The sequence below is a fragment of the Aquaspirillum soli genome, assembly GCF_054781915.1.
The window spans coordinates 45289-70927 of sequence record NZ_BAAGTM010000005.1; the positions used below are offsets into that span (position 1 = coordinate 45289).

The window sequence follows — 25639 nt, forward strand, 5'->3', positions numbered from 1 at the left end:
CATCCGCAAAAACGCTGAAGCCCTCGCCTTAGCGCAGTTTTAACGTCGCCAACCCAGCCAACACCAACATCATGGTAACAATCCAAAAGCGCACCACGACTTGGGTTTCTTTCCAACCTTTTAATTCAAAATGGTGATGAAGTGGTGCCATTCGGAAAATACGTTTGCCGGTCAATTTAAAGGACGCAACTTGCAGCATCACCGAGACAGCTTCCATCACAAAAACGCCACCCATGACAAATAGTACGATCTCTTGCCGCACAATCACCGCCACTGCACCCAACGCCGCACCTAAAGCCAAAGCACCGACATCGCCCATAAAGACTTGCGCGGGATAGGCGTTAAACCACAAGAAACCTAAACACGCCCCACACATCGCGGCACAGAATACGACAACTTCGTGTGCCCCCGGAATATGGGGTAGTCCTAAATATTGCGCAAACACTGTATGGCCGGCCACATAAGCAAAAACAGATAACGCTGCAGCCACCAACACCACTGGCATCGCCGCCAAACCGTCTAAGCCATCGGTCAGATTGACGGCATTTGATGTCCCAACAATGACAAAGTAAGTCAGGACACAAAACCCAATCGCCCCAAAGGGATAGATCACATTTTTGAAAAAGGGCACGATAAATTCAGTTGAAGCCGGCAACGAAGCGGTGGTGACTAAAAATACCCCCGAACCAATCGCAATCGCCGATTGCCAAAACATTTTAGCGCGGGCAGAAATCCCTTTTGGGTCTTTGTGGACGACCTTTTGCCAGTCATCGTAAAAACCAATCGCACCTGTGCCAAATAACACGGCCAGCAACAACCAAATATACTTATTCGATAAGTCGGCCCATAACAGCGTGGTAATCCCAATCGACAGCAAGATTAAGGTGCCCCCCATCGTTGGGGTGCCAGCCTTCACTAAGTGGGTTTGTGGGCCATCATCACGGACGGCCTGTCCCACTTTCAGTTGAGTTAATTTGCGGATCACCCACGGCCCCGACCACAGAGAAATCCCTAAGGCAGTCAGCGATGCCAATACGGCCCGCAGAGTGATGTAATTAAAAACGTTAAATGCGCGAACATAGCCGCCTAGCCAATCGGCCAACCACAACAACACACAACTCTCCTTGCCCCAAATGGCGGCCTTATCAGGTATCAATGGTTTCTTTGCCAGCAATGTTGACATTGCGGTGCAACATTGTAGCGCAGAAGCTTACTATTTATTCGCCAACAATCGCTGTACCACTCGCTCCATTGCCATAAAGCGCGACCCTTTGACTAAGGTGGTGTGCGGCAAGGGCAGTAAGGCATGATAGGCACGTAATAAGGCCTCGATATCCTGCCCAAAATGCCATCCGCCATCGCCAAATGCAGCGCTGGCTAAGGCGCTCGACTCGCCCAATGTCAGCACATAATCAATCCCTTGTTCAGCGGCATAGTCGCCTATCTCACGATGTGCCGCAGCGGAAAATACCCCCAACTCACCAATGTCGCCAAAAATGAGACAACGTGGTTCGGGGCCTGCCGCTAATACCCGAATCGCAGCGCGGACAGAATCAGGGTTAGCGTTATAACTGTCATCAATCACCACCCGTTGATCTGGCAACCGATGCCGATATAAACGCCCCTTGACCGGTTGTAACTGTGCCAAACCCGTCACTATCGCTGTTGCAGGAATCGACAAGGCATGGGCAATCGCTGCCGCAGCCAGTGCATTACGCAACATATGTTCACCAGGCAACGGTAATTGCACCAGCACACTTTCACTCGCAAGGTGAAACTCTGCACGACTGCCTTCATCCGCTAACGACACGGAGGAGGCATACACCTGCCCCCCCTCTATCCCAAAGGTCAGTTGTTGACAGCCCACTGCCAACTGTTGCCATCGTGCAGCATGTGGATCATCCAGCGGGATCACTGCCACCCCATCAGCTTGCAAGCCTTGGAAAATCTCGCCCTTGGCCTCGGCAATCTCACTGACATCCGAGAAATGCCCCAAGTGGGCGCGCATGGCATTATTGACCAAAGCCACCGAAGGCTGTGCCAATTGTGTCAAACGGGCAATCTCACCACGATGATTCATGCCCATTTCAATGACGGCAAAACGATGATGTGGACGCAAAGACAGCAAGGTCAGTGGCACACCAATTTCGTTATTGAGGTTGCCATGTGTTGCCAGCACAGCGGCATCATCAGCACAAGCGGCGCGTAAAATCGCCGCGACCATTTCTTTCACCGACGTTTTACCGTTCGACCCAGTAATGGCCACCACAGGACAAGAGAATTGCTCTCGCCACGAACGCCCTAATTGCCCCAGCGCCAGCAAGGTATCGTCAACCTGCAACAACGGGCCGGTACAATCCGCCACCGAATGGGCAACCACTGCCGCCACGGCACCATCACGCAAGGCTTGTGCCACAAAATCATGGCCATCAAAGCGATCACCGACTAGGGCAATGAATAGATCACCCGCTTGAATGGCGCGGCTGTCGGTGACAACCCGCTTGACGATGATTGTCGACCATTCGGGCACCGATGCCACACCCAACCAGCTTGCAGCTTGAGACAGAGCAAACATCATGTTTTTTCCACAGAATCGAGGGGAGAAGCCATGCCGTTGAGGGCAGAGCGCACTTCTTCAGCATCACTAAATGGGGTTTTTACCCCTGCAATTTCTTGATAATCTTCGTGCCCCTTACCGGCAATTAACACCACATCACCGGCAGCGGCCTGTTGAATCGCCCACTGAATGGCTTGACGACGATCGACCTGTACCACGACTTCCGCACGGGCAGCGCGCATCCCAGCAACCACATCTTGCACAATCTGTTCGGGGTCTTCATGACGTGGGTTATCACTGGTGACCACCGCAATATCTGCTAATTGACCAGCAACTTCACCCATTAAAGGCCGTTTACCGCGATCACGATTGCCACCACAGCCAAACACCACCCACAAGCGCCCACCTGCAGGGCGAATTTCTGCCAAAGTGGACAGGGCTTTTTCCAGCGCATCGGGGGTATGGGCATAATCGACCAACACCAGCGGCTGTTCACCACCGCCAAAACTTTGCATCCGTCCCTGTGCCGGTTGAATCGCAGCTAAAGCGGCAGAGGCTTGCGCCAGCGGCATACCACCACTGAGCAACACGCCCAAGCACGCTAAGAGATTTTGCACATTAAAGCGCCCCAACAGGCGGCTGTGTAATTCGGTATTGCCCCATGGCGTGGCAATATCTAATTGAAAACCCGATAAATCCATCTGCATCGCCAGTGGCCGAATGTCACCCCCAAGCAGACCATAAGAAAGGCAGCGAGCTGGCAACCCTTGTTGTAACAGCTGCTGTCCAAACGCGTCATCTTGGTTAATCACTGCTGTTTGCAGATCTTCCCAATAAAATAAACGCCGTTTACTTTCACCATAGGCCTGCATATCACCATGATAATCAAGGTGGTCACGGGTCAGGTTGGTAAATACTGCACAGCGAAACCCGACACCATTCACACGATATTGGTCTAAACCATGACTCGACACTTCCATCGCCACGGCCTGTGCCCCTGCTTGGCGATATTGCGCCAACAGGTATTGCACCCGTAAGGGATCGGGCGTGGTGTGGGTCGCTGGAGAGAGTTGCCCCCATAAACCATTGCCAACGGTGCCAATCACCGCCGCAGTATGCCCTGCGGCTTGCCATGCTTGCGCCAACCAATGGGTAATCGAAGTTTTACCATTGGTGCCCGTCACGCCCACCACATCCAACGACTGTGATGGATAGTGAAGAGCATGTGCTAATACCACACCAATCCGCGCCCGCAATGCGGGAATGGCCAAGTTGGGCACATGCCATGAAGGTTGCCATTGAAAGCCGTCGGCATCATCCCATAACACAGCAACCGCCCCTTGTTGTAAGGCGGCAGCGATATAATCACGGCCATCGCTGTATTCACCACGGCAGGCGACAAAGACATCACCGGCTTGAACACGGCGGCTGTCGTTTTCCAACCGTGCCCCTGCAGGAATAACGGTGTTGAGCTGCGATAAATCAAAAGCAGATAAAGGGGTTAAACAGCTAATCATGTTTCTTCTCGGATTTCTGGGGCATCGGTCGGGATAATGGAGTTTTGATGAGGTTGATCGGGCTCAACGCCTAAGATACGCAAGCTCCCTGCCATCACGCGGCTAAACACCGGCCCAGCGACTAAACCACCGTAGTACGAGCCTTCCGTCGGTTCATCAATCATCACCGCGATAATCAAACGTGGTTGGTGCGCCGGTGCAAACCCCACAAACGAAGCGATATGTTTATCGCGGTTATAGACACCATTTTCTAACTTACGCGCCGTACCAGTCTTGCCACCCACGCTATATCCTAAAACCTGTGCCCGTACGGCGGTCCCCCCCGGTTGAGTCACCGTTAACAGCATTTCGCGCATCTTGCGTGCCGTTTCTGCACTGATCACTTGCCGCCCAGGTAGAGGGACCGTTTGTTTCAAGAAGGAAATCGGCAACAGCTGGCCATCGTGGGTAAAAATGGTATAGCCCCGCGCTAACTGCATCAGACTCAATGAAATGCCATGACCAAAGCTCATGGTAGCCTGTTCAATCGGACGCCAGTTCTTATGGGGACGCAATTTGCCTGAGGCCTCGCCTGGGAAGCCGGTTTGCGGTTTACGACCAAAACCAAGCTCGTCATAGAATGTCCACACTTCTTGCGGCGACATCATCAAGCTGATTTTGCTGGTGCCGACGTTGCTCGATTTTTGCAAAATCCCCGTCACCGACAACGACGCCTCAGGGTGAGAATCGCGTACCCGTGCTGGCCCAATCGTAAATGAGTTGGTATCGAATACTTTGTCTGGATGCACCAGCCCTTTTTCTAAGGCCAACGCAATCGGAAATGGCTTGAGTGTTGAACCAGGTTCGAATAAATCAACCAAAGCGCGATTGCGGCGCATAGCGGGGTCGAGCTTGGCACGATTGTTTGGATTGAAAGTCGGCAAATTCACCATCGCCAACACTTCACCACTGTGGGCATCTAACACCACCAACCCACCGGCTTTGGCTTTAAATTGTTCGACGGTTGCCTTCAGTTCACGGTAGGCCAAATATTGAATTTTGCGATCCAACGATAAGGCCAGCGTTTGGCCATCTCGTGGATGTTCAATCGCTGCCACATCTTCAACAATATAGCCACGCCGGTCTTTAATCACATGGCGGCTGCCCGGCCGCCCAGCCAACATATTTTCCCGTGCCAGCTCCAAGCCTTCCTGACCTTTGCCATCGACACTGACATAGCCAATCACATGCGCCATCATTTCACCGGCAGGGTAAAAACGGCGGAATTCTTGCTGTGCCGCAATACCCGGAATTTTTAAGGCCATGATTTGGTCTGCCAAATCAGGATTGACTTGGCGTTTGAGATACACAAATTCGCGCCGCTGGTCGGCCAATTTTTCCTGCACCTCACCTGACGACATTTCTAACAGACGTGCCAGTTGCTGTAATTTAGCAGGCTCAATCGGTGCCATATCAGCAGGACTGGCCCAAATTGATTTTACCGGCGTGGAAATCGCCAAGGGTTCACCGTTGCGGTCAACAATTTGGCCTCGATTGGCTTCTAGACGCAAAGTACGGCTATAACGCGCCTCACCTTGGCCCTCTAAAAAATCTTGTTTGTAGATTTGTAGATACACCGCTCGGCTCAACAGCGCCACCAAAAGCAGACCCAAACCCAATGCCACCAAACGCACACGCATGGTTGGAAGACGAACGGTGCTGCTCGCTGGCTTATTGACACGGTTACGCTGCTGCAAAAGATTGCTAGAACCACGCCACAGACTCATCGCTGGCCCCCAGAAGTGGTTTTTGGCGCAGGAAGATGTAAGCTACCTCGGCTCGGTAACACCTGAATTTCTTTTGGCTCGGGCATTTGCATTTGCAGACGGTCAGTCGCGGCACGCTCAATCAAACCATGTGCCGCCCACGTACTTTGTTCTAGTTGTAGGCGGCCATATTCCACTTCGAGTTGGGCAGCAAATTTGATCTCACGCTGTAGGTCGCTATACAGCTTGCGCGACTGATGACGGGCACTGATGACACTCATCGCACACACAATCAAAATGGCTAACAAAACCAAGTTGGTACGAATCACACTGGCTGCTCCCATGCCGTTGCTGTGCGTTCTGCCACCCGCATAATGGCACTGCGTGCCCGTGGATTGGCCGCAACCTCGGCGGCAGAGGCTTTGATAGGCTTACCCACCGTGGTAATCGGCGATGCAGGAATGTCTTCACGGCGCACCGCAACCCATGACGGTAAATCGTCGGTTTGCTCTAGATCACGCAGGAAATGTTTGACTATGCGGTCTTCCAGCGAGTGAAAGCTAATCACCGCCAAGCGGCCACCGGCACGCAAACTGGCGACAATCTGCGGCAATACCGCTTTTAATTCCTCAAGTTCGCGATTGATGAAAATGCGAATAGCTTGGAAGGTTCGTGTCGCCGGATCTTGACCCGGTTCGCGAGAGCGGACGTTTTCCGCACACAAGCGGGCGAGCTGGCCCGTAGTTTCAAGCGGGCTTTCGGCCCGTATTTGCACAATTGCCGCTGCAATTTTGCGAGCAAACCGTTCTTCGCCATATGTCTTTATCACCTCGGCAATGTCAGCCTCTGCCGCTGTATTTAACCACTCGGCTGCAGTCATGCCACGGGTGGTGTCCATCCGCATATCCAAGGGCGCATTAAAGCGGAAACTAAAACCACGTTCTGCTTGATCAATTTGCGGGGAAGACACTCCCAAATCGAGTAATACACCATCAACTTGTGCGATGCCCAAGGCATCTAACTGTTGGCGGAAAGTGGTAAAACCATCATGCACAATCACCAGCCGAGGGTCAGCTATCGCTTGTGCACAGGCAATGGCCTGAGGATCTTTATCAAACACCACCAAACGGCCCTGTTCACCGAGTTTGGATAAAATCAAACGCGAGTGTCCACCACGGCCAAACGTCCCATCAACATACACCCCGTCTGCCCGTATCGCTAAGGCGCCCACCGCCTCGTCCAAGAGGACAGTGCGGTGAACGAAAGCAGATTGGGCAGAAGTGTTGGCTGCCACCGTCGTCATTATGCTAATTTCTGGCGCAAAATCTCTTGCACCTGTGCAGGGTTGGCTTTGCCCTTAGAGGCTTTCATCACCTGACCGGCCAAAGCATTCAGGGCTTTTTCTTTGCCAGCGCGGAATTCTTCCACCGCTTTTGGATTGGCGGCAATCGCCTCTTCCACCAGCTTTTCAATCGCGCCTACATCAGAAACTTGCTTCAAACCATCGCGTTCAATGATGTCGTCTGCTGATAGCTCGCTATTCCACATTGCATCAAATACTTGTTTTGCTAATTTTGACGACAAAGTGTTATCGCTGATGCGGCGTAACAACAAGGCAAAGCGCGCCGGATTGATTGGCGAATCGGCCAAGGTTTTTTCTTCGCGGTTCAAGCGTGCGGCAAATTCACCGTTAAGCCAGTTTGCAGCCAATTTGCCTTCGACTTGTTCGGCCACAATGGCCTCGAAGAAACGAGCAATGTCTAGGTTTGCTGTCAATAACGCAGCATCATAGCTAGACACCCCATATTGCTCGACAAAACGGGCTTTCATTTGGCTCGGCAATTCGGGCAGTTCGGCTTGAATCGCGGCCACTTCTTGATCACTGATTTTCATGGGCAATAAATCAGGATCGGGGAAGTAGCGATAATCGTGGGCATCTTCTTTGGTCCGCATCAGGCGTGTTTCACCGCTATCAGGGTCAAACAGCACGGTGGCCTGTTGCACTCGTCCGCCATCCTCTAAGGTCTCAATTTGCCATTGAATTTCGTAGTTGATCGCTTGTTCAAGGAAACGGAAAGAATTGAGGTTTTTAATCTCACGGCGAGTGCCAAAGGCCTCTTGACCTTCAGGCCGGACCGAGACGTTGGCATCTACGCGGAAACTGCCTTCCTGCATATTGCCGTCACAAATGCCCAACCAAGTCACCAAACCGTGTAAAGCACGCGCATACGCCACGGCTTCTGCCGCCGAACGCATATCGGGTTCGGACACAATTTCTAGCAACGGTGTGCCTGCACGGTTGAGGTCGATGCCGGTCATGCCATGAAAATCTTCATGCAACGACTTACCCGCATCTTCTTCCAAATGGGCGCGGGTTAAACGCACGGTTTTTTCTGCTTCGCCTACCGTAATGGTGATTTGCCCACCTTCAACAATCGGCAAATCTAACTGACTGATTTGATAGCCTTTTGGCAAGTCAGGGTAGAAATAGTTTTTGCGTGCAAATACCGAGGTTTGGTTGATTTTGGCACCAATCGCCAAGCCAAAACGGATGGCTTTTTGTAATGCCACGCGATTCATCACCGGCAACACACCCGGGAGCGCAATATCCACCGCTGCCGTTTGTGTATTCGGCTCGGCACCGAATGCCGTACTGGCACCCGAGAAAATTTTAGAATGGGTCGAAAGCTGCGCATGCACTTCCAGACCAATCACAACTTCCCATTTCATAGACAGGATCTTTCTTGCAAGACGAGGCAGAGATTAGAGAGCAGGGCGACGCTGATGCCAGTCGGTCACTTGTTGGAACTGGTGGGCCACATTCAACAAACGCGCTTCTTGTTGATAGTTTCCGATCAGTTGCACACCAATTGGCCGTTGTTGCGCCGATAGCCCAGCCGGTACGCTCATTGCCGGTAAGCCAGCTAAGTTGACCGATAACGTGTAGATATCAGCTAAATACATTTGCACAGGATCGTCGGCTTTTTCGCCCAAATTCCATGCCGGCGTGGGGGCCACAGGCCCTAAAATCACATCACATTGCGCAAAGGCAGCTTGGAAATCGTCGGCAATCAGGCGGCGAATTTTCTGCGCCTGTAAGTAATACGCATCGTAATAGCCATGCGACAACACATACGTGCCGACCAAAATACGCCGCTTCACTTCAGCCCCAAAGCCTTCGGCACGCGTACGTTCATACATATCGTTGAGATCACGATATTCTGCTGCACGATGACCGTAACGCACCCCGTCATAGCGGCTTAAGTTCGAGCTGGCTTCTGCTGGCGCAATCACATAGTAAGCAGGAATGGCCAATTCGGTTTTAGGCAGCGTGATCTCAACGATGTCGCAACCCAGTTGTTTCAGCTGTTGCACGGTCTCATCCATGACCCGCGCCACATCACCATCTAACCCAGCTGCAAAAAATTCTTTTGGCAAACCGACTTTCAAACCGGTCAAGGGTTGCTGTAAATCACGGCAGAAATCTTCCGCTGCCACATCAAGACTGGTCGAGTCACGGCCATCAAAGCCAGCCATCACGTTTAACAACAACGCACAATCTTCGGCAGTTTGTGCCATCGGCCCACCTTGATCGAGTGAGCTGGCATAAGCCACCATGCCATAACGACTGACACGACCATACGTAGGTTTAATACCGGTAATCCCACAAAATGCCGCCGGTTGGCGAATCGAACCACCGGTGTCAGTGCCTGTTGCCACCGGCACCATCCGAGCGGCCACCGCCGCCGCCGAACCACCAGAACTGCCCCCCGGCACGGCTTGCACATCCCAAGGGTTTTTCACCGCACCAAAATAACTGCTCTCGTTGGTCGACCCCATCGCGAATTCGTCCATATTGGTTTTACCTAAATTGATAAAACCAGCGGCTTGACAGCGCTCGACTACGGTGGCGTCGTAGGGTGAAACAAAGTTGGCCAACATTTTTGAGCCACAGGTGGTCGGCAATTGGCGGGTGACAAATAAATCTTTATGTGCCAAGGGGATACCAGTAAACAAACCGGCTTGGCCAGCTGCGCGTGCCGCATCTGCCGCATCTGCCGCCGCTAAGGCACTCTCGCGCTCGGCAACAGAAATAAAAGCATTTAAAGTCGGGTTAACCGCAGCAATGCGATCAAGGTAAGCACTCACCAGCTCACGGCTGGATAGCTCCCGCGCAGCTAAGGCACGGGTCAGCTCTTTTAGCGTAGCGTGAATCATAAACATCCTAGGGCGAGGAACAGAATCAACTCGATTATTCAATAACGCGTGGCACTAAATAGAGGCCAGCTTCAGTTTGTGGGGCACAGGCCAAAAACGCTTCGCGTTGGTTCTCGACACTGACCACATCGTCACGTAACCGTAATCCTAATGGCTGAGGATGCGACATTGGCGCCACACCAGTGGTATCCACGGCACGCATCTTTTCAATCAAACCAAACACATTGTTGAGTTTATTGGCTACCGCATCCACTTCCCCAGCTTCGATGCCAATTCTTGCCAAACGCGCAAGACGTGTAATGTCTGCAGCAGATAAAGACATAAGAACCCCGTGAAAACTTTAATAATCCAAGCTTTGTAGGGTATCATAGAGCGCTTATTTCTGCCCATTCTCGGCCAAGCTCAGACGTCCGCTTAATACCACGAACTCAATTCGAGCCGTTTTGTACCTGACAATACGACTTTTTCGCACACACACGACAGGTTAACCATGTTTCGCTCCATCACCGGCTATTTTTCTCACGATCTTGCCATTGACTTGGGCACTGCCAACACGTTGATTTACGTCAACGGAAAAGGCATTGTCCTTAACGAGCCTTCTGTGGTCTCGATTCAACACGAAGCCAGCAGCAACAAAAAATCGATTCTGGCCGTCGGTCTTGAAGCTAAAAAAATGCTAGGTCGAACCCCCGGTTCTATCTCGGCGATTCGCCCAATGAAAGATGGTGTGATTGCTGACTTCACTGTCACCGAGCAAATGCTCAAACAGTTTATTAAAAAAGTCAGCCCAAGCCGCTTTTTTGCTTCTAGTCCACGCATTGTGATTTGTGTGCCTTGTGGTTCCACTCAAGTAGAACGCCGCGCCATTCGTGAGTCGGCCTTGGGCGCAGGTGCCCGCCGCGTAGAACTGATCGAAGAACCGATGGCAGCAGCGATTGGTGCTGGCCTGCCAGTGGAAGAGGCCACGGGGTCGATGGTGGTCGATATCGGCGGTGGGACAACCGAAGTCGGGGTGATTTCACTCGGTGGCATCGTTTATTCAAACTCGGTTCGCGTCGGCGGTGATAAATTCGATGAATCCATCATCAATTATATTCGCCGTAACTATGGCATGTTGATTGGTGAAACCACGGCTGAAGAAATCAAGAAAACGATTGGTTCGGCCTTCCCCGCACCGGAAGTGAAAGAGATGGAAGTCAAAGGCCGTAACCTCGCCGAGGGGATTCCACGTGCTTTCACCATTTCGAGTAATGAAATTCTCGAGGCCCTCACCGAACCATTGAATCAAATTGTCTCGGCAGTGAAAATTGCCTTGGAACAAACACCACCAGAATTGGGGGCAGATATTGCCGACAAAGGCATGGTGTTGACCGGTGGTGGGGCTTTATTGCGTGACATCGACCGCTTGTTAGCCGAAGAAACTGGATTGCCCGTGTTTGTGGCAGAAGACCCACTGACTTGTGTGGTGCGCGGCTCGGGCAAAGCCTTAGAAAAAATGGACAAGGCAGTTGGTACCATCTTTACCAACGACTAATTGCTTTTTTGCGTTCCATTCGACGCCGCCTTGTGCGGCGTCGCTTGTTTCATCTTGAGTGTGTATGGACATTGCATCTTCCCCGCCTCCCTTTTTTCGCCGTGGTCTACGTCCGCTCACCAAGCTGATGATTTGCGCTGTGCTGTCGATAGCCTGTTTAATTGCCGATGGCCGGCTAGGTTTATTGGTTCCGCTGCGCGATACCCTGTCGCTGCTGCTCTACCCATTACAATGGGTGGTGAATACGCCAACCAGCTTGATTCGGCAAGGCAGCGAGTTCATGGTAAAGCAAAGTGAGCTACAAGCAGAAAACCGTGCCTTGCGTGAACATGCGCTGATTTTGTCTGCACGTTTACAACGCCATGAAGAACTTGCCCAAGAAAACCGCCAACTGCGCGCCTTACATCAATTAGCCCAAGCGCGGGAAGGCGAGGCACGTCTGGCTGAGGTGTTATATACCGGCCGTGACCCATTTAGCCACAAAATCGTGATCGACAAAGGAAGCCAAGACAGCATTGAATCTGGCTTTCCGGTGGTGGATGATCGTGGTTTGATTGGTCAAATTACACGTGTTTCACCGCTGACCTCAGAAGTCACCCTCATTATTGAAAAAAATCATTCCGTACCGGTGATGGTGCAACGCAACGGACTGCGCACGGTGCTCTTTGGTACGGGTAACGGTATTGAATTGCGCTTTGTCAGTGGCAGCGCTGATATTCGCGCTGGCGATCTGTTGGTTACGTCGGGCATTGATGGGGTCTATCCTGCTGGATTGGATGTTGCACGGGTCAGCAGTGTTGAACGTCACGCCGGCAATCCTTTCTCTGTTGTGCGCTGTACGCCTATTGGTGCCGTGGATAGTCGCCGTTTTGCCTTGGTACTCACTGAAAAAATTGAACTTCCACCACGGCCAGAAGAAGCCGCTCAAACCACACCAGCCCCATCTGCCAAAAAAGGTAAGCCGTAAGTCATGGATCGCCCTAAGGAATTGTTGAAACCGGTTAAGGTTCGCTATGTTGTGTTGAGCATTGTGATTGCCTTGTTGTTGGAGTTATTGCCATTTAACCGTGGCACGGTGCGGTGGATTCCCGATCTGGCTGCGATGGTGGTGTTGTATTGGACGATTAACCGGCCCAGTCGTTTTGGTATTTTTGCTGGTTTTTTCACCGGTTTGTTGACTGACATTGCCAGCGCCAGCCTGTTAGGACAACACGCTTTGGCCTATAGCATCAGCGCTTATGCTGTTGAATCTCGGCAACGACAAGTGGTGATGTACAACCTTGGCCAACAATCGTTAGTCGTTTTTGGCTTACTCATGGGCAATCAGATCGTGATGTTAGTGGCACGGATAGTATTGGGTGCACCCTTCATTGGTTGGGGCTTTTTCCTTTCCCCATTTGTTGGGGCTTTGTTGTGGCCACTTCTCACCAATTTGCTGTTGGTCCCGCAACGCTATCATCAGGCAGGATAACTTCGCATTATGGTGTCGTATCGTCGTGTCCGTCCTGATTTCCGCCGTCGGCCTAAAACGCCTAAAACACGCGCACCCGCTCGAGAAAATGAATTTCGCCTGCGGTTGATTATTGCCTTTGTCTTAATTGTGGCGGCCTTTGGGGTGTTGTTCAGCCGCTTTACTTGGTTGCAAGTGTTGCAATACGAACACTTTATGACCGCCGCACAAAACAACCGTATTTCGCTGGTCCCTATTCCGCCGAATCGTGGGGTGATTTACGACCGCAATGGTATTGTGTTGGCACAGAATTATTCTGCCTATACGCTAGAAATCACACCCAGCCAAACGCCCAATTTAGAACACACGCTAAATGAGTTGGCTAAGTTAATCACGATTGAACCACGCGACCGTAAGCGGTTTCGGAAATTGCAAGAAGAAAGCCGAAATTTTGAGAGCCTGCCAATCCGTACCCGTCTCACCGATGAAGAAGTGGCACGCTTTGCCGCCCAAGCCTATCGGTTTCCCGGGGTGGAGATTAAAGCGCGTTTGTTCCGTGATTATCCCTACCGCGAAATCACCAGCCATGTGATTGGCTATATTGGCCGCATCAACCAAAAAGACCAAAACCGTTTTAAAGAAGAAGAACGTTATTCAGAATATCGTGGTAGCACGCATACTGGTAAAACCGGCTTAGAGTTCAGTTATGAACAAGATTTACATGGCAAAACCGGTTTTGAAGAAGTCGAAGTCGATGCCAGCGGCCATGCAGTACGCACCCTGCGCCGCACACCGCCAGTCAATGGCAGCGATCTGCATCTGGCATTAGATATTCGACTGCAAGAATACACCGACCAATTATTTGGCAATCGTCGCGGTGCTTTAGTGGCAATTGAACCAGAAACCGGCGGGGTATTGGCCTTTGTCTCCAAACCGACATTTGATCCCAGCCTGTTTATTGATGGTCTTGATCCTCAGGTCTGGAAAGATCTGAATGAAGATTGGCAACGACCATTGATCAATCGTGCCTTGCGCGGGCTCTATCCCCCGGGTTCTACTTTCAAGCCATTTATGGCGATGGCTGCGCTCGAAACCGGATTCCGTTCTGCGGATTACACCATTCCCGACCCGGGTTATTTCTCTCTCCCGGGTTCAAACCACCGCTTCCGCGACTCCAAGCCAACCGGACATGGCTCGGTCAATATGTATAAATCCATCCAAGTTTCATCAGATACCTATTACTACAAATTGGCATGGGATATGGGTATCGACCGCATTGCACCAGAGTTGGCTAAATTCGGTTTAGGCGAGAAAACAGGGATTGACCTTGATGGCGAAGCCAAGGGGGTATTGCCCACCAAGGAATGGAAAGCCAAACGCTTTGCTGGCAAGCGTTATAAACCCGAACATCGCCGCTGGTTGCCTGCCGATGTGGTGCCAATTGGGATTGGACAGGGATATAACACCTACACGCCGCTGCAAATGGCATGGGCAACGTCAATTTTGGCCAACAATGGGGTTGCGTATCGGCCACATATTGTCAAAAAAGTGGTATCGCCAGCCAATCGCCAAGAACGAATTATCGAACCCCAACCCGCAGCGGATTATCACTTCAAACGCAAGCATGTTGAGTTTGTGAAGGATGCGATGGAAGCGGTGTTAAAGCCCGGTGGGACAGCCAATCGTATCGGTGCAGGTTTGCAATACCGTATGGCGGGCAAGACAGGTACGGCACAGGTGGTGCAGATTAAACAAGGGGCTAAGTACAATGCCGCCGCCTTGGCGGAACAGCATCGCGATCACTCATGGTTTATTGCTTTTGCCCCTGTAGAACAACCCAAGATTGCCGTGGCCGTGATTGTGGAAAACGGCGGTTGGGGCGCTGCTGCTGCTGCACCGCTGGCACGCAATGTGATGGATTTTTATTTGTTAGGTAAACGCATCGAGCCTGAAGAAGCCGCCGCACAAACTGCTGCGGCGAAGCCTAAGAAAAAACCTAGCAAACCGACAGCCACTAGCACACAAAACACCACTAGCCAGCCAAGTGGTGAAGGTCAAAGCGATGAACGCACATCTGATTGAACGACTTTGGAAACGTATCTGCCAGCCGATTGATGGCTGGCTGTTTTTATTGACTTGTGTTTTGTTTGTTTTGGGTTTGGTTGTGCTCTACAGCGCGTCGAATGAAAACCCAAACCGCCTCACCAACAAGCTGACATTCATTGTGTTTGCCATGAGCTTGATGTGGTGCATTGCCAATATCAAACCACAACAGTTGATGTTGTTCGCCGTGCCGATGTATGTCGGTGGTCTGTGTTTGTTGCTTGGGGTGGCGCTATTTGGTGAAATTGTGAACGGTTCACGACGCTGGTTGCATATCGGTGTCACACGGATTCAGCCATCGGAAATTATGAAACTGGCCGTCCCGATGATGTTAGCGTGGTACTTTCAAAAGCATGAAGGGCATATCGGTTGGCGACAGTTTGTGATGGCCACAGTCATTATTGCGCTACCAGCGGCTTTTGTGCTGAAACAACCCGACCTAGGCACCGCCAGTTTGATTATCTTTGCTGGGGTGTTTGTGATTTTCTTTGCCGGCTTACCGTGGAAAGTGATTGCGGTTTTGTTGATTGGTTTTGCCTCAAGTCTGCCAGTGGTGTGGAATTTATTGCATGATTATCAGCGACGGCGCGTGTTGACCCTGCTCGACCCAACGGCAGACCCACTCGGTGATGGTTACCATATTATTCAGTCAATGATTGCTATTGGTTCAGGCGGTATCTTTGGCAAAGGCTGGCTCTCTGGCACACAAACCCATCTTGAATTTATCCCAGAACGAACCACCGACTTTATTTTTGCTGTTTATGGTGAGGAATTCGGGCTGGTGGGCAATGCGGTGTTATTGTTGCTGTATCTGTGCGTCATCATGCGTGGTCTGATCATCGCCGCCCACGCCAGCACCCTCTTTGGCCGCCTCCTCGCTGGTGCAATCACGCTCTCGTTTTTCACCTACGCTTTTGTCAATATGGGCATGGTCAGCGGTATTTTGCCTGTGGTGGGTGTTCCGCTGCCGTTATTAAGCTATGGCGGTACCGCGATGGTGACCATTTTGACCGGCTTTGGGATTTTAATGTCCATCCACAAAAATCGGCCATTGCTAAAGCGTTAATCCACACACGCCTAGCCTTGCAATAGCTCGGGGCGATATTGCTGTAACCACTCGCGGGTTTCATGCAGCAATATCGCCGCTTGCTGGCAACACGTCTCGACCATGCTGTCGCTAATCACCTCGCCGCTCACAATTCCCAGCATCTAACACATTTCGCTCAGCTGCCGCTAATAGACGCTGTATTGCAGCAAGCTCACACATCTACGTTACAACTCGCTATGAATGTAGCTTGATTGGCTACAAACGTAGCTTTATCAGCTACACCTCCCTCTTCTAGCAAAAGCCTCGCATTTCCCCATCCATCAATCTGCCTGCAATATCAGCATGGCGATCTTTTGCTCAAAGAAAAATACAAAAAACATTGATATGGAATTTCTATTCCAACAAAATGCGTTTATTTTTCTCAACACACCTTACCAATCGCTGTTGTGTCGCTATCCGCTCACGAGAAAGGCAAAGCCAATGAAAAATGCGCTGTCCACTGTCACCAAATTATCTAATGCAGATTGGTTAAAGAACTCCGAATGGATGCTGGATTTGGTGAAAACGCCTCAGCCAAGTTTTGAAAAACCTTTGCCCTTACCTTTTCAATCACGTTTGATTCGCGTCGATGAAATCAACGAAGAAGGCCATCAGGCCTATCGGCAAGCCTTAGCGAATGTGTATGGCACATTGGATGCAGAACAAGCCGTACGCTTTTTATATTTGCTCTGTGGCAGTGCATCCGGTGTTGAGTTGTATTTTGGTGTGGTGTCCGACACAGAAAATGGTGATGTTCACGAGGCAATGAAAAATCTGCGTGGGGCGTTAGAAGGCCAACTGACCGGCATCAATTTTGGTGACGATGTCAGCGCAGAAAACCGCGATGCGTTGTTCAAAGCTTTCAGCACAGCCTCGCAACAGGGGGTAATGTTCGGTGCACCAACCGCACAAGGCCAAGACGATGCCAACGAAGAAGACAGTTTTCAGGGGTTTGATCGGCTGGTGCGTGCGCTGCAATCGAGCAACAGTAAAGACACACAAAGCGAAGGCCGTTGGAAATTGGCCGTGGTCAGCCAGCCTTTGGGACGTGCCCACATCCGCCAACAACTCGATAGCGCGTACGAACTGTCTTCTCGTCTGACAACTCTGGTCAAAACCAGCGTGCAATCCAGCGATAACACCAGCCGCCAGAAAAGTACGTCGATTGGCAGCAGCGAAGCAACAGGTACCAGTGAGAGCGAAGGTAAAAACTGGGGAAAAAATGAAAACGAATCACAAACCGAAAATAAGGGAAGTTCATCGAGTACGACCACAGGGGAAAGCAAAAATTGGTCAAAAAACAATGGTCATTCTGAAACCGAGAATTATGGAACGTCGTCAAGTACCAATGAAGGTACAACCATCAATAAGAGTAAAAACGAGGGAGGGTCAGAGACAAAGGGGTCCCAAACAAAAAATTCTGGAATAAGCGAAGGCAGCAGCTACAACACAGGGAGCTCTACATCCAAAAATACTGGCCATTCAACAACGAAGACATCAAGTACAAATGAAGGAAGTAGTAGCAATAGCAGCACTTCCTACTCTCAAAATGTTGGAACATCAAAAAGCAAAACATACGGCATCAGCGAAGGCACCAGCACCACTAAAGGCAGCTCGATTACCAAGACAGTTTCCCAAAATGACAGTCTGTCCGACACCGAAGGCCAAAGCGTGGGCTTTACCCAAGAAATCGCCAACAAACGCGCTCAGCATCTGGTCGAATACCTCGACAAACAGTTGATTGTCCGTTTGCAAAAGGGTCTGACCAAAGGGCTGTTTCACACGGCGGTTTATTTGGCGGCAGAAGACCGCTCGACCTATCAACGCCTGAAAAAAAACGTCTGCGCGACGTTTCAAGGCAGTGAAACCACACTTAGCCCGCTAGAAATTTACGATTTGCCAGCTGAAGCACATGGGCAATTTTTGTGCTTGCCGAAGATTACCCCACAAGTAAGTGCACAGGAATTACTGTTCCATAGTTTAGAAAAAGGGGCTCACGGCACTTTAGGCAGCCTGCTAACCGCTGATGAATTGGCGATTGTCGCCAGCTTGCCGCAACGTGAATTGCAAGGCATTCGCCGCCGCAAAACGGTCGATTTTGCTGTCGATCTGCCGGCAGTCACCGATTCAACAGGGTTAGACTTAGGTGCTGTCATTGACCGAGGCCGCAAAAATCCAAAAAACCGTGTCCAGTTAGCACGCTCTGATTTGAACAAACACGTTTTTGTCACCGGTGTGACCGGTGCGGGCAAAACCACCACCTGCTTAAATTTGCTGCTTGAATCGGGTTTGCCATTCTTAGTCATCGAGCCGGCAAAAACCGAATATCGTGCGTTAGCCGAGGCAGAACAGGCGGTGGAATACTACCGCCCGAATGGTGACCAATACCAAAGCTTCCGGCTGAATCCTTTTGCCTTAGTACGACAAGGCCAGCGCATCAAAAGCCATGCTGGTTTTCTGAAAAATGCTTTTGCGGCGGTGTTTCCGATGGAAGCCTCGATGCCGATGATGGTTGAGGCGGCGATTTTGGCGGCGTATGAGGAAAAAGGTTGGGATCTCGACGAAAACGAATACCTGCTTGGCGATAACCCTTTCGACCCTTTGAGCAATGCTTGGCCAACGATGAGCATGATGATCGAACAGTTGGATCGACTGATTCCAACTTATGGCTTGGGCAAAGAGTTTGAAGAAAAATACCGTGGTTCTTTAGTTTCGCGGTTACGCAGTCTGACCGATGGCACCCTTGGTCGCGTGTTGGATGTGCCACAGTCGATGGACTTTCACAGTCTGTTAACGCGATGCAGTGTGATTGAGTTAGAAGAATTACAAAGCGGCGAAGAAAAAGCCCTGATCATGGCGTTTTTGCTTGGCGCAATCAACGAAACCATGCGCGATCATCACGCCAACAATCCCGATTTTCGCCAGCTCACCTTGATTGAAGAAGCCCACCGCCTGTTATCTCGCCCCGAAGCCGGCGACAAAGCCGCCGCCCTTGCAGTTGAGTCTTTTGCCGATATGCTGGCCGAGGTGCGTAAATATGGCACAGGCCTGATTATTGCCGATCAAATTCCGGCTAAGCTGATTCCCGATGTCATCAAAAACACGCATTGCAAAATCGTCCATCGCTTGTTTGCTGAAGACGACCGCCGTGCAATGGGTGAAGCGATGATGATGGATGAGGAACAACGCAATTTCCTGCCCAATTTGCAGACAGGTGAGGCGATTGTGTTTTGTGGTGGTTGGCATGGCTCAAGCCATGTTGCGATTCGCAACGACCGCGCACGAACGGATGGCCATGTTGACTTTGATTTGGAACAGAAAAGCGTACAACAATTGTGGCATGAACGTGAGCGTTATTATCCGCAGTTCTGCCAATTGAATTGGTTTACCTCGGAGGAAAACCGCCAACGGCTTTTTGCTGAATGGGTCCGCAGCACCCGACAAGCACAAAACCAGTTTTTGCACTGTTTATCACGCCAAACACAAGGCGTAGTCGCCCAAAACAGCAAGCAATGGCCGCGTGCAGAAGGTGCTTTTATCCGTTTGAAAAAATGGTTAGATCAATGGGCACCACAGGTTGAGGCGTTTCCTTTGACGATGCCAATTACCAATCAACAAGACATTCCAGCCGGTGTCGCACAGTTAGCCGAGGGTTGGATCGCTTTATTGCTCGATGCAAACCCACGCACCCACACCGAAGAAAAAGATGTGCCACCGTTGAACACTCCTGCTGAACGGGCGTTTTTGCAATTACCAATTTTGAATATACTGACTTTTTTGCATAAGGCTGAAAATTTGGCAGTTTTTTGCTCAGCACTTCAGCAAAAAAACCAGAGAGATGTAAAGGCGCATATTGAGCATTTTTTGCGTTTCAAGAGCATTTAGTATTCATTTTTGATTTTTAAACTTTTAATTGAAGGAGTTATAAAATGGGCTTTTGGAGCAGTGTTGGAAATTTTTGTAGCAGCGTTGTTAACAGTGTTTGCAATACGGTTTCTAAGGTTGGCAGCGAAGTGTCGTCTTTTATTGCAAAAGTAGCGCCTGCCGTGGTTCCAATTATCACAACGTCAAATTCAGTCTTTGCAACCGTTTGTCGCTTTGCTGGTGCTTTTTTGCAAGCTTTGGGTATTTTCAAAGCAGGTGAAAAGGTTGAGGACTTAGGCGACCGTGCTTTACAGGCAGCAGATAACGGTATCACGCCAGACAAATTTAAAAATTTTGACGAGTATATGGCGGCTTTGCGAAATTTTGATATTGATCCTGTTGTGAGTGCTAATACCAGTGATGTGACAAAAGTCATCGCCGGCTTGGGTGTTGCTACATTAGCTGTTGAAGATAAATTTAATGCTGAACGAGGTAGCTTCAATGGTATCTGGTTACTACCTATTGCCAACCCTAATTATTTTACACCTGAGCGCATGACCTATTTGCTTAAGACAGATAGTTTAAAAGGAGACATACTGTCTTACTTAAATAAAAACCTTGCAGCAAGTGAAAGTCGGAATTTTGAAAATAAACTAGCTGTTGATAAGGATGGCACAGTATTGACTGGTCAAAAACTAGATGATTTATACGATGCCTTAGACAGTGCCCGCGAAAAATGGGCGGAATTGGCTAAACAAGTTGAAGCCAGAAATAATCCAGATTCAACCGCCTAATTTTTTCAAGAAATTTTTAGATTTACAGAAAAATACCTGACCATGAATGCAATTGTTTTTTTATTGGCGACAAACACGCTTGTCGCTTGGCGGCTGGAGCCAAAAAAAGCCCCGATCCGCTGCAAAATTCAAGCTGAAACCTGCTTCAAAGTCGATTCATCGGCGGCATTAACCGAGGCTTTTCGTGATGTGCTGGCGCGTTTGCATGGCGACGGCATCACCCCGAGCCATGTCCATTGGCTGTTTGACGCTGCCAGCCGCCCGCTTTGGGCGAAGGCGGCGCCTGAACTTTTGAGCGGTGGTCATGTGATGCAGGGTTTGAGCTGGGAATGGCTGGCGGAGCGTTTTGCGTTGGGTGCCGCGCCGGATTTGTCTGAAGTGAGTTTGATCGAATCGCGTTTATTGCCGTGGTTTTTGTCTTTGGAAAATAACAGCGAACGCGAGCAAATGCAGGCGGCTTTGTTAAAGGAACATCAAACCGAGTCGGCGAGACTGGAATATGAGCGCCTTCATTTGCAGCAAGAAAACGAACGTCTGCGGACACAAAACGCAGCGATTCAACACATCGACACCGAGCGTTTATTGACCTATCTGCCAGCGTTGTTTTCTCGGGTATTCACCATTTTGGGCCCAAGCGATTTAGCGGCGCTGTGTGGACGGGTTGAGCCTTTTGATATACCCAATCCCTATCCAGAGCCCAGCGAAGAAACCTTGCGGACTTTACAACGGCGGTTTTGTGCTTTGCCGAATGAAATGCAGCGGCACATTTTGCATTTCGTGCAAGAACTCCCGCAATACCAAAAACTCAACCTTCGCCCCGAAATGCGCGCCCACATTGTTCAATTGGAGAGTATTTAATGAATACAATGGAACTAAGTTTTCAAAACCAGGAACGTCTAAAAAAACTATCTGAGGCATGGGATAGCGAACAAATCTCAGCAGATATTAGCTTTAAAGTTTCTGATTTACATTTGATGCTCAAAAATTTTCTACCGCTACAAGACCTAATTCGTAGCTTTGCGTCTGTTTCTGTTAAAGAACCCTATGGCAATTATGTTGAATCTATTGAGCAAGAAATAAAAGATCTTCGTCAAAAATTAGAAGAAAAAAATACTGAAATAGATACCTTAAGAACAGCAAACAAAGATTTAATAAAAGAAAAACAAAATCTCTTAAAACGAGAAGAAACCTTAGATAAAAACTTAATTGAAATTAAACTTTCCTTAACCAATCAATTACATAGAAAACAGGAAGAAATAAATATCTCAATATGCGAAAAAATTAAACTAGAAAAAGAAATTCATAACATAAAAAACGAAAACAATAATCTTAAATCAGAAATAAAAAAAATAGAAAAAGAGCTTACCTTATATCGTGAAAAAATAGAAAAAGCAAATCCTAGCGTTATATTTCTGCGTCAAAATGAGGATTTAGCTGCCAAGTTTGAACTAAACGACTTACCGCAAGATAATACAGAGGCATTAATAAGGACAGTAGCAGTATTCTCACAAAAAAACAGCATTACTGACCTTTGGGACGTAATAAAAGAGCGATGTGAAAATGAGAAAAGATGTGCAACCAAAGATGAATCTGCACTATTAACATCCGCTATTGACTGGTTAAATTTTTATTGGCCCAAAACGCCATTCAAAAAAACGATAGCTCACCCTAACTCTGCTTTTGATTTTAATTTGCAAACAAAGAGCAAAAACACCCCAACAGGGGACTACATTTCTGAAATGTGTTTATTTGGCATCTCAGATAACAATGGAATGCTTTTGCGTAAACCCTTGGTAATGACCGAATAAAAAATTCGCAGAAAAATTATTTTTACAGAGGATACCATGAAAAAAAACTACAATGTTCTTGATCAGAAGAGCGAAGAAAATGTGCAATTTTGGCATGTATTACCCAAAGGAGAAAATTCTATTGAAAAAGCTATCGCTTTATTCGATTCGAAAACAGCGCATTGCATCCCACCTGTTGCAGAACTAGATAAATTTCTAAAAGACAATCGTTTCATTGTTGTCGAAAAAAACCATATAGCATTGGCAGTGTTTGATACTGAAATTAAAAGTCGATTACTATGGAGTAACGAAAATAGCAATCGAAATTATACTTTACAAGGTGGCAAGGATTGCATTTCAACCGCATATTGGGCGAGCTTAAAGGGCTGGCAGCTACCAACACAAGAAGAATTATATTTTTTTATATCTAACAATGAAAACCCTTGGCGAAAAGGAAATCCATATCGTTTACAGTCAATAAATGGAAGATTTTTTACTGAGTGTTTGGTTGATGCTGGTTGTATTGACATAACGTCATGGTCTATTAATGTACATCGTCGAGGGATTGTTTTTGCCTGCCATCGCCAATGGATAAATGCTCCAATAGAGAAAATCCTCTTAGACTTAATCTCAAAACAGTGGGATTTGAGATCAGTCAAGAATGGAAATATTTTTGAAATCGATAAACGCTGGCCATTATTAAAAGGTAAAAACAGTGAACTTTCTTTGGAGAAACTAAAGGAAAAATTTAACGTTATTCCTTTTTCTAAATTGGAATCTAGCGAATTTGAGAAAAATACAGGACCGAGCCAATCAACATTTACCATTTCAAAAAAAATCTTATCAAATTCAATAATCGAAAAACCTGAATCAGAAAAATACAAAGAAGAACATCCCTTGATGTTACTTGATTACACACCTTGCCGTTTACCAAAACTAAGTAAAGCGCAATTGACCGATCCAAGCAAAGGATTGTGGGAGCTGTGGACAGCTTCAAATCAAGAGTCTGAACAATGGACTTCTTCAAAGTTAGTGGCTAGAGATCCTCTCTTAGATGTTAAAAAACAGGCTGTTGCGATTGATTTTGGCACCAGTGGCACAGTCGTAGCGATGGATACCCGTTCCGGCCAACGCGAATTACTGCGTATTGGCGTACGAGATTTTTACCAAACCGTTAAAGCCACCGATTTTGAAAACCCAACTGTGTTGGAATGTGTGGACTTCACCTCGTTTTGGACGGCGTGGACTGAAAAAGCCTATCGGCCAGCGTTAAATTGGAATTGGATGCGCGCCGCGCATGAAGCACAAACCAACTTCCGCGATAACCAAGGCGACACCGAGATTTTGGCTTCGATTTTGCCGCGCCTGAAACAATGGGCGCTGCGCTCCGAACAACGCCGTGTCCGCATCACCGACCGCAAAGGCCGCGAGATTGAATTACCGGCCCACAGCGAACGCAATCCCGTGCGCGGCCAGCCATTAAAAATCAATCAAAACGATCCTTTCGACCCGATTGAGCTATATGCGTGGTATTTGGGTATGGCCATCAACCACCGTGAGCGTGGTCTGTTCCTCAAATACTATTTGAGCTTCCCCGTTAAATATCCGCGAGAGGTCAAAGAACGCATTTTGGCCAGCTTCCGCCGAGGCCTACAACGTAGCCTGCCGCAAACGCTGATCGACAACCATCCCCAAGTATTAAACGAATTTGAAGTCAACGAGTTAGCCAGCGAACCCGCCGCCTATGCCGCAGCAGCCCTAGCACATTTTGACGTTAAACCAACGGATGATGGCGTGCCGTATGCGGTATTTGATTTTGGCGGCGGCACAACAGACTTTGATTTTGGCTTCTTGCGGTGGGCAACCGATGACGAAGACGACCAAGGGTATGAACAAGTTTTCGAGCATTTGGCCAGCGGCGGCGACAATTTCTTGGGTGGGGAAAATCTGCTGGAACATTTGGTGTATCAGACGTTTTGCCAAAATTTAGAAGAGCTTCGCAAACACAAAATCCAGTTTACCCAACCTTTAGACGCACAACTTTTTTCCGGCAGCGAAGCATTTTTGGCCAAAACCCAAGCCGCACAAACCAACACCGTGATGCTTGCCGCCAAACTGCGACCTTTTTTAGAGGCCAGTAGCGAAGATGTTCTCTCGTCGTGCGAAAGCCAAATCAAAATGGATTTGATCAAAACTGATGGAGAGAAAATCCGCTGTGATATTGCAATTAATACGGAAGCCTTAGAAAAATTACTGCAACAGCGTATTTTCCGTGGTGGCGAGGCTTTCTTAGTGGAATTAGCAACGGTAAATGAATTGTTACCAAAAGAGAAGTCGATTCACGTTTTGTTGGCAGGCAACGGCAGCCGTTCACGCTATGTCACAGCATTTTTTGAAGAAAGCCATCTCAACGAAGCGTTAACAAAAGCCTTTGGTGAGGGTAACCCAGTGCCAGAAATCATTGTGCATCCACCGTTGCCGATGGACGAAAAAAATCCCCACGCCCCCACCGCCAAAACCGGCGTGGCCTTGGGCTTGCTGCGGGTATCCCCCGGGAAAAATATTCTGCTGAAAAACCATATTCACGCCCAACACGAAGGCCAAGCGCCATTTGCTTGGTTTGTCGGGCGGATGCGGCGCGGCCAGTTAGAACCGAAGCTGTCGCCGCGTTCGTCTTATGACTCATGGCATGAAATCGGGCGCTTGCAAGAAGGGGTGTTCTACCTCAGCGCAACCAACAGCCCGCGTGCCCAAACCGGCATGACCGAGGGTGATCCTGAGCTAAAACTACATCGTTTGGACTTCCCTGCTGCGCCTGCCGGTGCGCGCTTGTTTGCTAAAGCCACCACCCCTTCTGTCATCAACCTTGCCGCTGTGTCAGAAGAAAGCGATTTGAAGCAGGACAATTTAATGGGCGTACAAAAGCTGGATTTGAACGCCCTTTAAGCCAATCGCCCGCTCATGGTGGTTGGCCACTGAGCGG

General features: G+C 49.2%; 21 protein-coding genes. 10 read left to right on the top strand and 11 right to left on the bottom strand.

The window, feature by feature from the left end:
- Positions 1-28: 28 nt before the first annotated feature.
- The 9 genes from mraY to gatC all read right to left on the bottom strand — a co-directional run bounded on the left by mraY (position 29) and on the right by gatC (position 10359).
- Positions 29-1114, bottom strand: coding sequence for a phospho-N-acetylmuramoyl-pentapeptide-transferase (gene mraY / locus ACYVJG_RS06650; protein ID WP_460430353.1), 1086 nt, complete (start codon positions 1112-1114; stop codon positions 29-31).
- Positions 1115-1213: 99 nt separating this feature from the next.
- Entirely contained in the window at positions 1214-2578 is a 1365-nt protein-coding gene (locus ACYVJG_RS06655; protein ID WP_460430354.1) for a UDP-N-acetylmuramoyl-tripeptide--D-alanyl-D-alanine ligase, read from the bottom strand.
- Positions 2575-4074: a UDP-N-acetylmuramoyl-L-alanyl-D-glutamate--2,6-diaminopimelate ligase gene (locus ACYVJG_RS06660; protein ID WP_460430355.1), complete on the bottom strand. Its 1500-nt coding sequence runs from the start codon at positions 4072-4074 to the stop codon at positions 2575-2577. The genes ACYVJG_RS06655 and ACYVJG_RS06660 overlap by 4 nt, the downstream gene beginning before the upstream one ends.
- The gene (locus tag ACYVJG_RS06665; RefSeq protein ID WP_460430356.1) at positions 4071-5840 is read right to left on the bottom strand and encodes a peptidoglycan D,D-transpeptidase FtsI family protein; all 1770 of its coding nucleotides are present in this window, start codon (positions 5838-5840) and stop codon (positions 4071-4073) included. The genes ACYVJG_RS06660 and ACYVJG_RS06665 overlap by 4 nt, the downstream gene beginning before the upstream one ends.
- Complete coding sequence (gene ftsL / locus ACYVJG_RS06670; RefSeq protein WP_460430357.1) at positions 5837-6163, bottom strand: cell division protein FtsL; 327 nt, start codon at positions 6161-6163, stop codon at positions 5837-5839. The genes ACYVJG_RS06665 and ftsL overlap by 4 nt, the downstream gene beginning before the upstream one ends.
- Positions 6145-7122 carry a 16S rRNA (cytosine(1402)-N(4))-methyltransferase RsmH gene (gene rsmH / locus ACYVJG_RS06675; RefSeq protein ID WP_460430358.1) on the bottom strand — a complete coding sequence of 326 codons (978 nt, stop codon included), beginning with the start codon at positions 7120-7122 and terminating at the stop codon, positions 6145-6147. The genes ftsL and rsmH overlap by 19 nt, the downstream gene beginning before the upstream one ends.
- Positions 7122-8549: an Asp-tRNA(Asn)/Glu-tRNA(Gln) amidotransferase subunit GatB gene (gene gatB, locus ACYVJG_RS06680; protein WP_460430359.1), complete on the bottom strand. Its 1428-nt coding sequence runs from the start codon at positions 8547-8549 to the stop codon at positions 7122-7124. The genes rsmH and gatB overlap by 1 nt, the downstream gene beginning before the upstream one ends.
- A gap of 33 nt (positions 8550-8582) precedes the next feature.
- Positions 8583-10037 carry an Asp-tRNA(Asn)/Glu-tRNA(Gln) amidotransferase subunit GatA gene (gene gatA / locus ACYVJG_RS06685; RefSeq protein ID WP_460430360.1) on the bottom strand — a complete coding sequence of 485 codons (1455 nt, stop codon included), beginning with the start codon at positions 10035-10037 and terminating at the stop codon, positions 8583-8585.
- Between the two features lie 34 nt (positions 10038-10071).
- Complete coding sequence (gene gatC, locus ACYVJG_RS06690; RefSeq protein WP_022653872.1) at positions 10072-10359, bottom strand: Asp-tRNA(Asn)/Glu-tRNA(Gln) amidotransferase subunit GatC; 288 nt, start codon at positions 10357-10359, stop codon at positions 10072-10074.
- A 168-nt stretch (positions 10360-10527) separates the two neighbouring features.
- On the opposite strand from gatC, the gene ACYVJG_RS06695 reads away from it, so the two are divergent.
- From ACYVJG_RS06695 to rodA, 5 genes are all read left to right on the top strand, one after another.
- Positions 10528-11571 (top strand): rod shape-determining protein, encoded by a 1044-nt coding sequence (locus ACYVJG_RS06695; RefSeq protein ID WP_022653873.1) that lies wholly within the window; start codon positions 10528-10530, stop codon positions 11569-11571.
- Between the two features lie 64 nt (positions 11572-11635).
- Positions 11636-12538: a rod shape-determining protein MreC gene (gene mreC, locus ACYVJG_RS06700; RefSeq protein WP_460430361.1), complete on the top strand. Its 903-nt coding sequence runs from the start codon at positions 11636-11638 to the stop codon at positions 12536-12538.
- Between the two features lie 3 nt (positions 12539-12541).
- On the top strand, positions 12542-13042 hold the full coding sequence (gene mreD / locus ACYVJG_RS06705) for a rod shape-determining protein MreD (RefSeq protein WP_460430362.1): 501 nt from the start codon (positions 12542-12544) through the stop codon (positions 13040-13042).
- A gap of 9 nt (positions 13043-13051) precedes the next feature.
- Positions 13052-15103, top strand: coding sequence for a penicillin-binding protein 2 (mrdA, locus tag ACYVJG_RS06710; RefSeq protein ID WP_460430363.1), 2052 nt, complete (start codon positions 13052-13054; stop codon positions 15101-15103).
- Entirely contained in the window at positions 15084-16190 is a 1107-nt protein-coding gene (gene rodA, locus ACYVJG_RS06715; protein WP_460430364.1) for a rod shape-determining protein RodA, read from the top strand. Before mrdA ends, rodA begins: the two co-directional genes overlap by 20 nt.
- Positions 16191-16201: 11 nt before the next feature.
- On the opposite strand, the gene ACYVJG_RS06720 is transcribed toward rodA, so the two are convergent.
- Positions 16202-16333, bottom strand: a complete 132-nt coding sequence (locus tag ACYVJG_RS06720) for a hypothetical protein (protein WP_460430365.1) — start codon at positions 16331-16333, stop codon at positions 16202-16204.
- 319 nt (positions 16334-16652) lie between these two features.
- On the opposite strand from ACYVJG_RS06720, the gene ACYVJG_RS06725 reads away from it, so the two are divergent.
- From ACYVJG_RS06725 to ACYVJG_RS06740, 4 genes are read left to right on the top strand one after another with little or no spacing between them, the layout of a single operon-like run.
- Positions 16653-20096: a hypothetical protein gene (locus ACYVJG_RS06725; protein ID WP_460430366.1), complete on the top strand. Its 3444-nt coding sequence runs from the start codon at positions 16653-16655 to the stop codon at positions 20094-20096.
- Between the two features lie 44 nt (positions 20097-20140).
- The gene (locus tag ACYVJG_RS06730; RefSeq protein ID WP_460430367.1) at positions 20141-20869 is read left to right on the top strand and encodes a hypothetical protein; all 729 of its coding nucleotides are present in this window, start codon (positions 20141-20143) and stop codon (positions 20867-20869) included.
- A gap of 42 nt (positions 20870-20911) precedes the next feature.
- Positions 20912-21727: a hypothetical protein gene (locus tag ACYVJG_RS06735; protein ID WP_460430368.1), complete on the top strand. Its 816-nt coding sequence runs from the start codon at positions 20912-20914 to the stop codon at positions 21725-21727.
- The gene (locus ACYVJG_RS06740; RefSeq protein ID WP_460430369.1) at positions 21727-22677 is read left to right on the top strand and encodes a hypothetical protein; all 951 of its coding nucleotides are present in this window, start codon (positions 21727-21729) and stop codon (positions 22675-22677) included. The genes ACYVJG_RS06735 and ACYVJG_RS06740 overlap by 1 nt, the downstream gene beginning before the upstream one ends.
- A gap of 305 nt (positions 22678-22982) precedes the next feature.
- Here ACYVJG_RS06740 and ACYVJG_RS06745 read toward each other — a convergent pair whose 3' ends face one another.
- On the bottom strand, positions 22983-23540 hold the full coding sequence (locus ACYVJG_RS06745) for a hypothetical protein (protein ID WP_460430370.1): 558 nt from the start codon (positions 23538-23540) through the stop codon (positions 22983-22985).
- A gap of 16 nt (positions 23541-23556) precedes the next feature.
- Between ACYVJG_RS06745 and ACYVJG_RS06750 the strand changes: the two genes are divergently transcribed.
- Positions 23557-25602, top strand: a complete 2046-nt coding sequence (locus ACYVJG_RS06750; protein ID WP_460430371.1) for a hypothetical protein — start codon at positions 23557-23559, stop codon at positions 25600-25602.
- Positions 25603-25639: the final 37 nt, after the last annotated feature.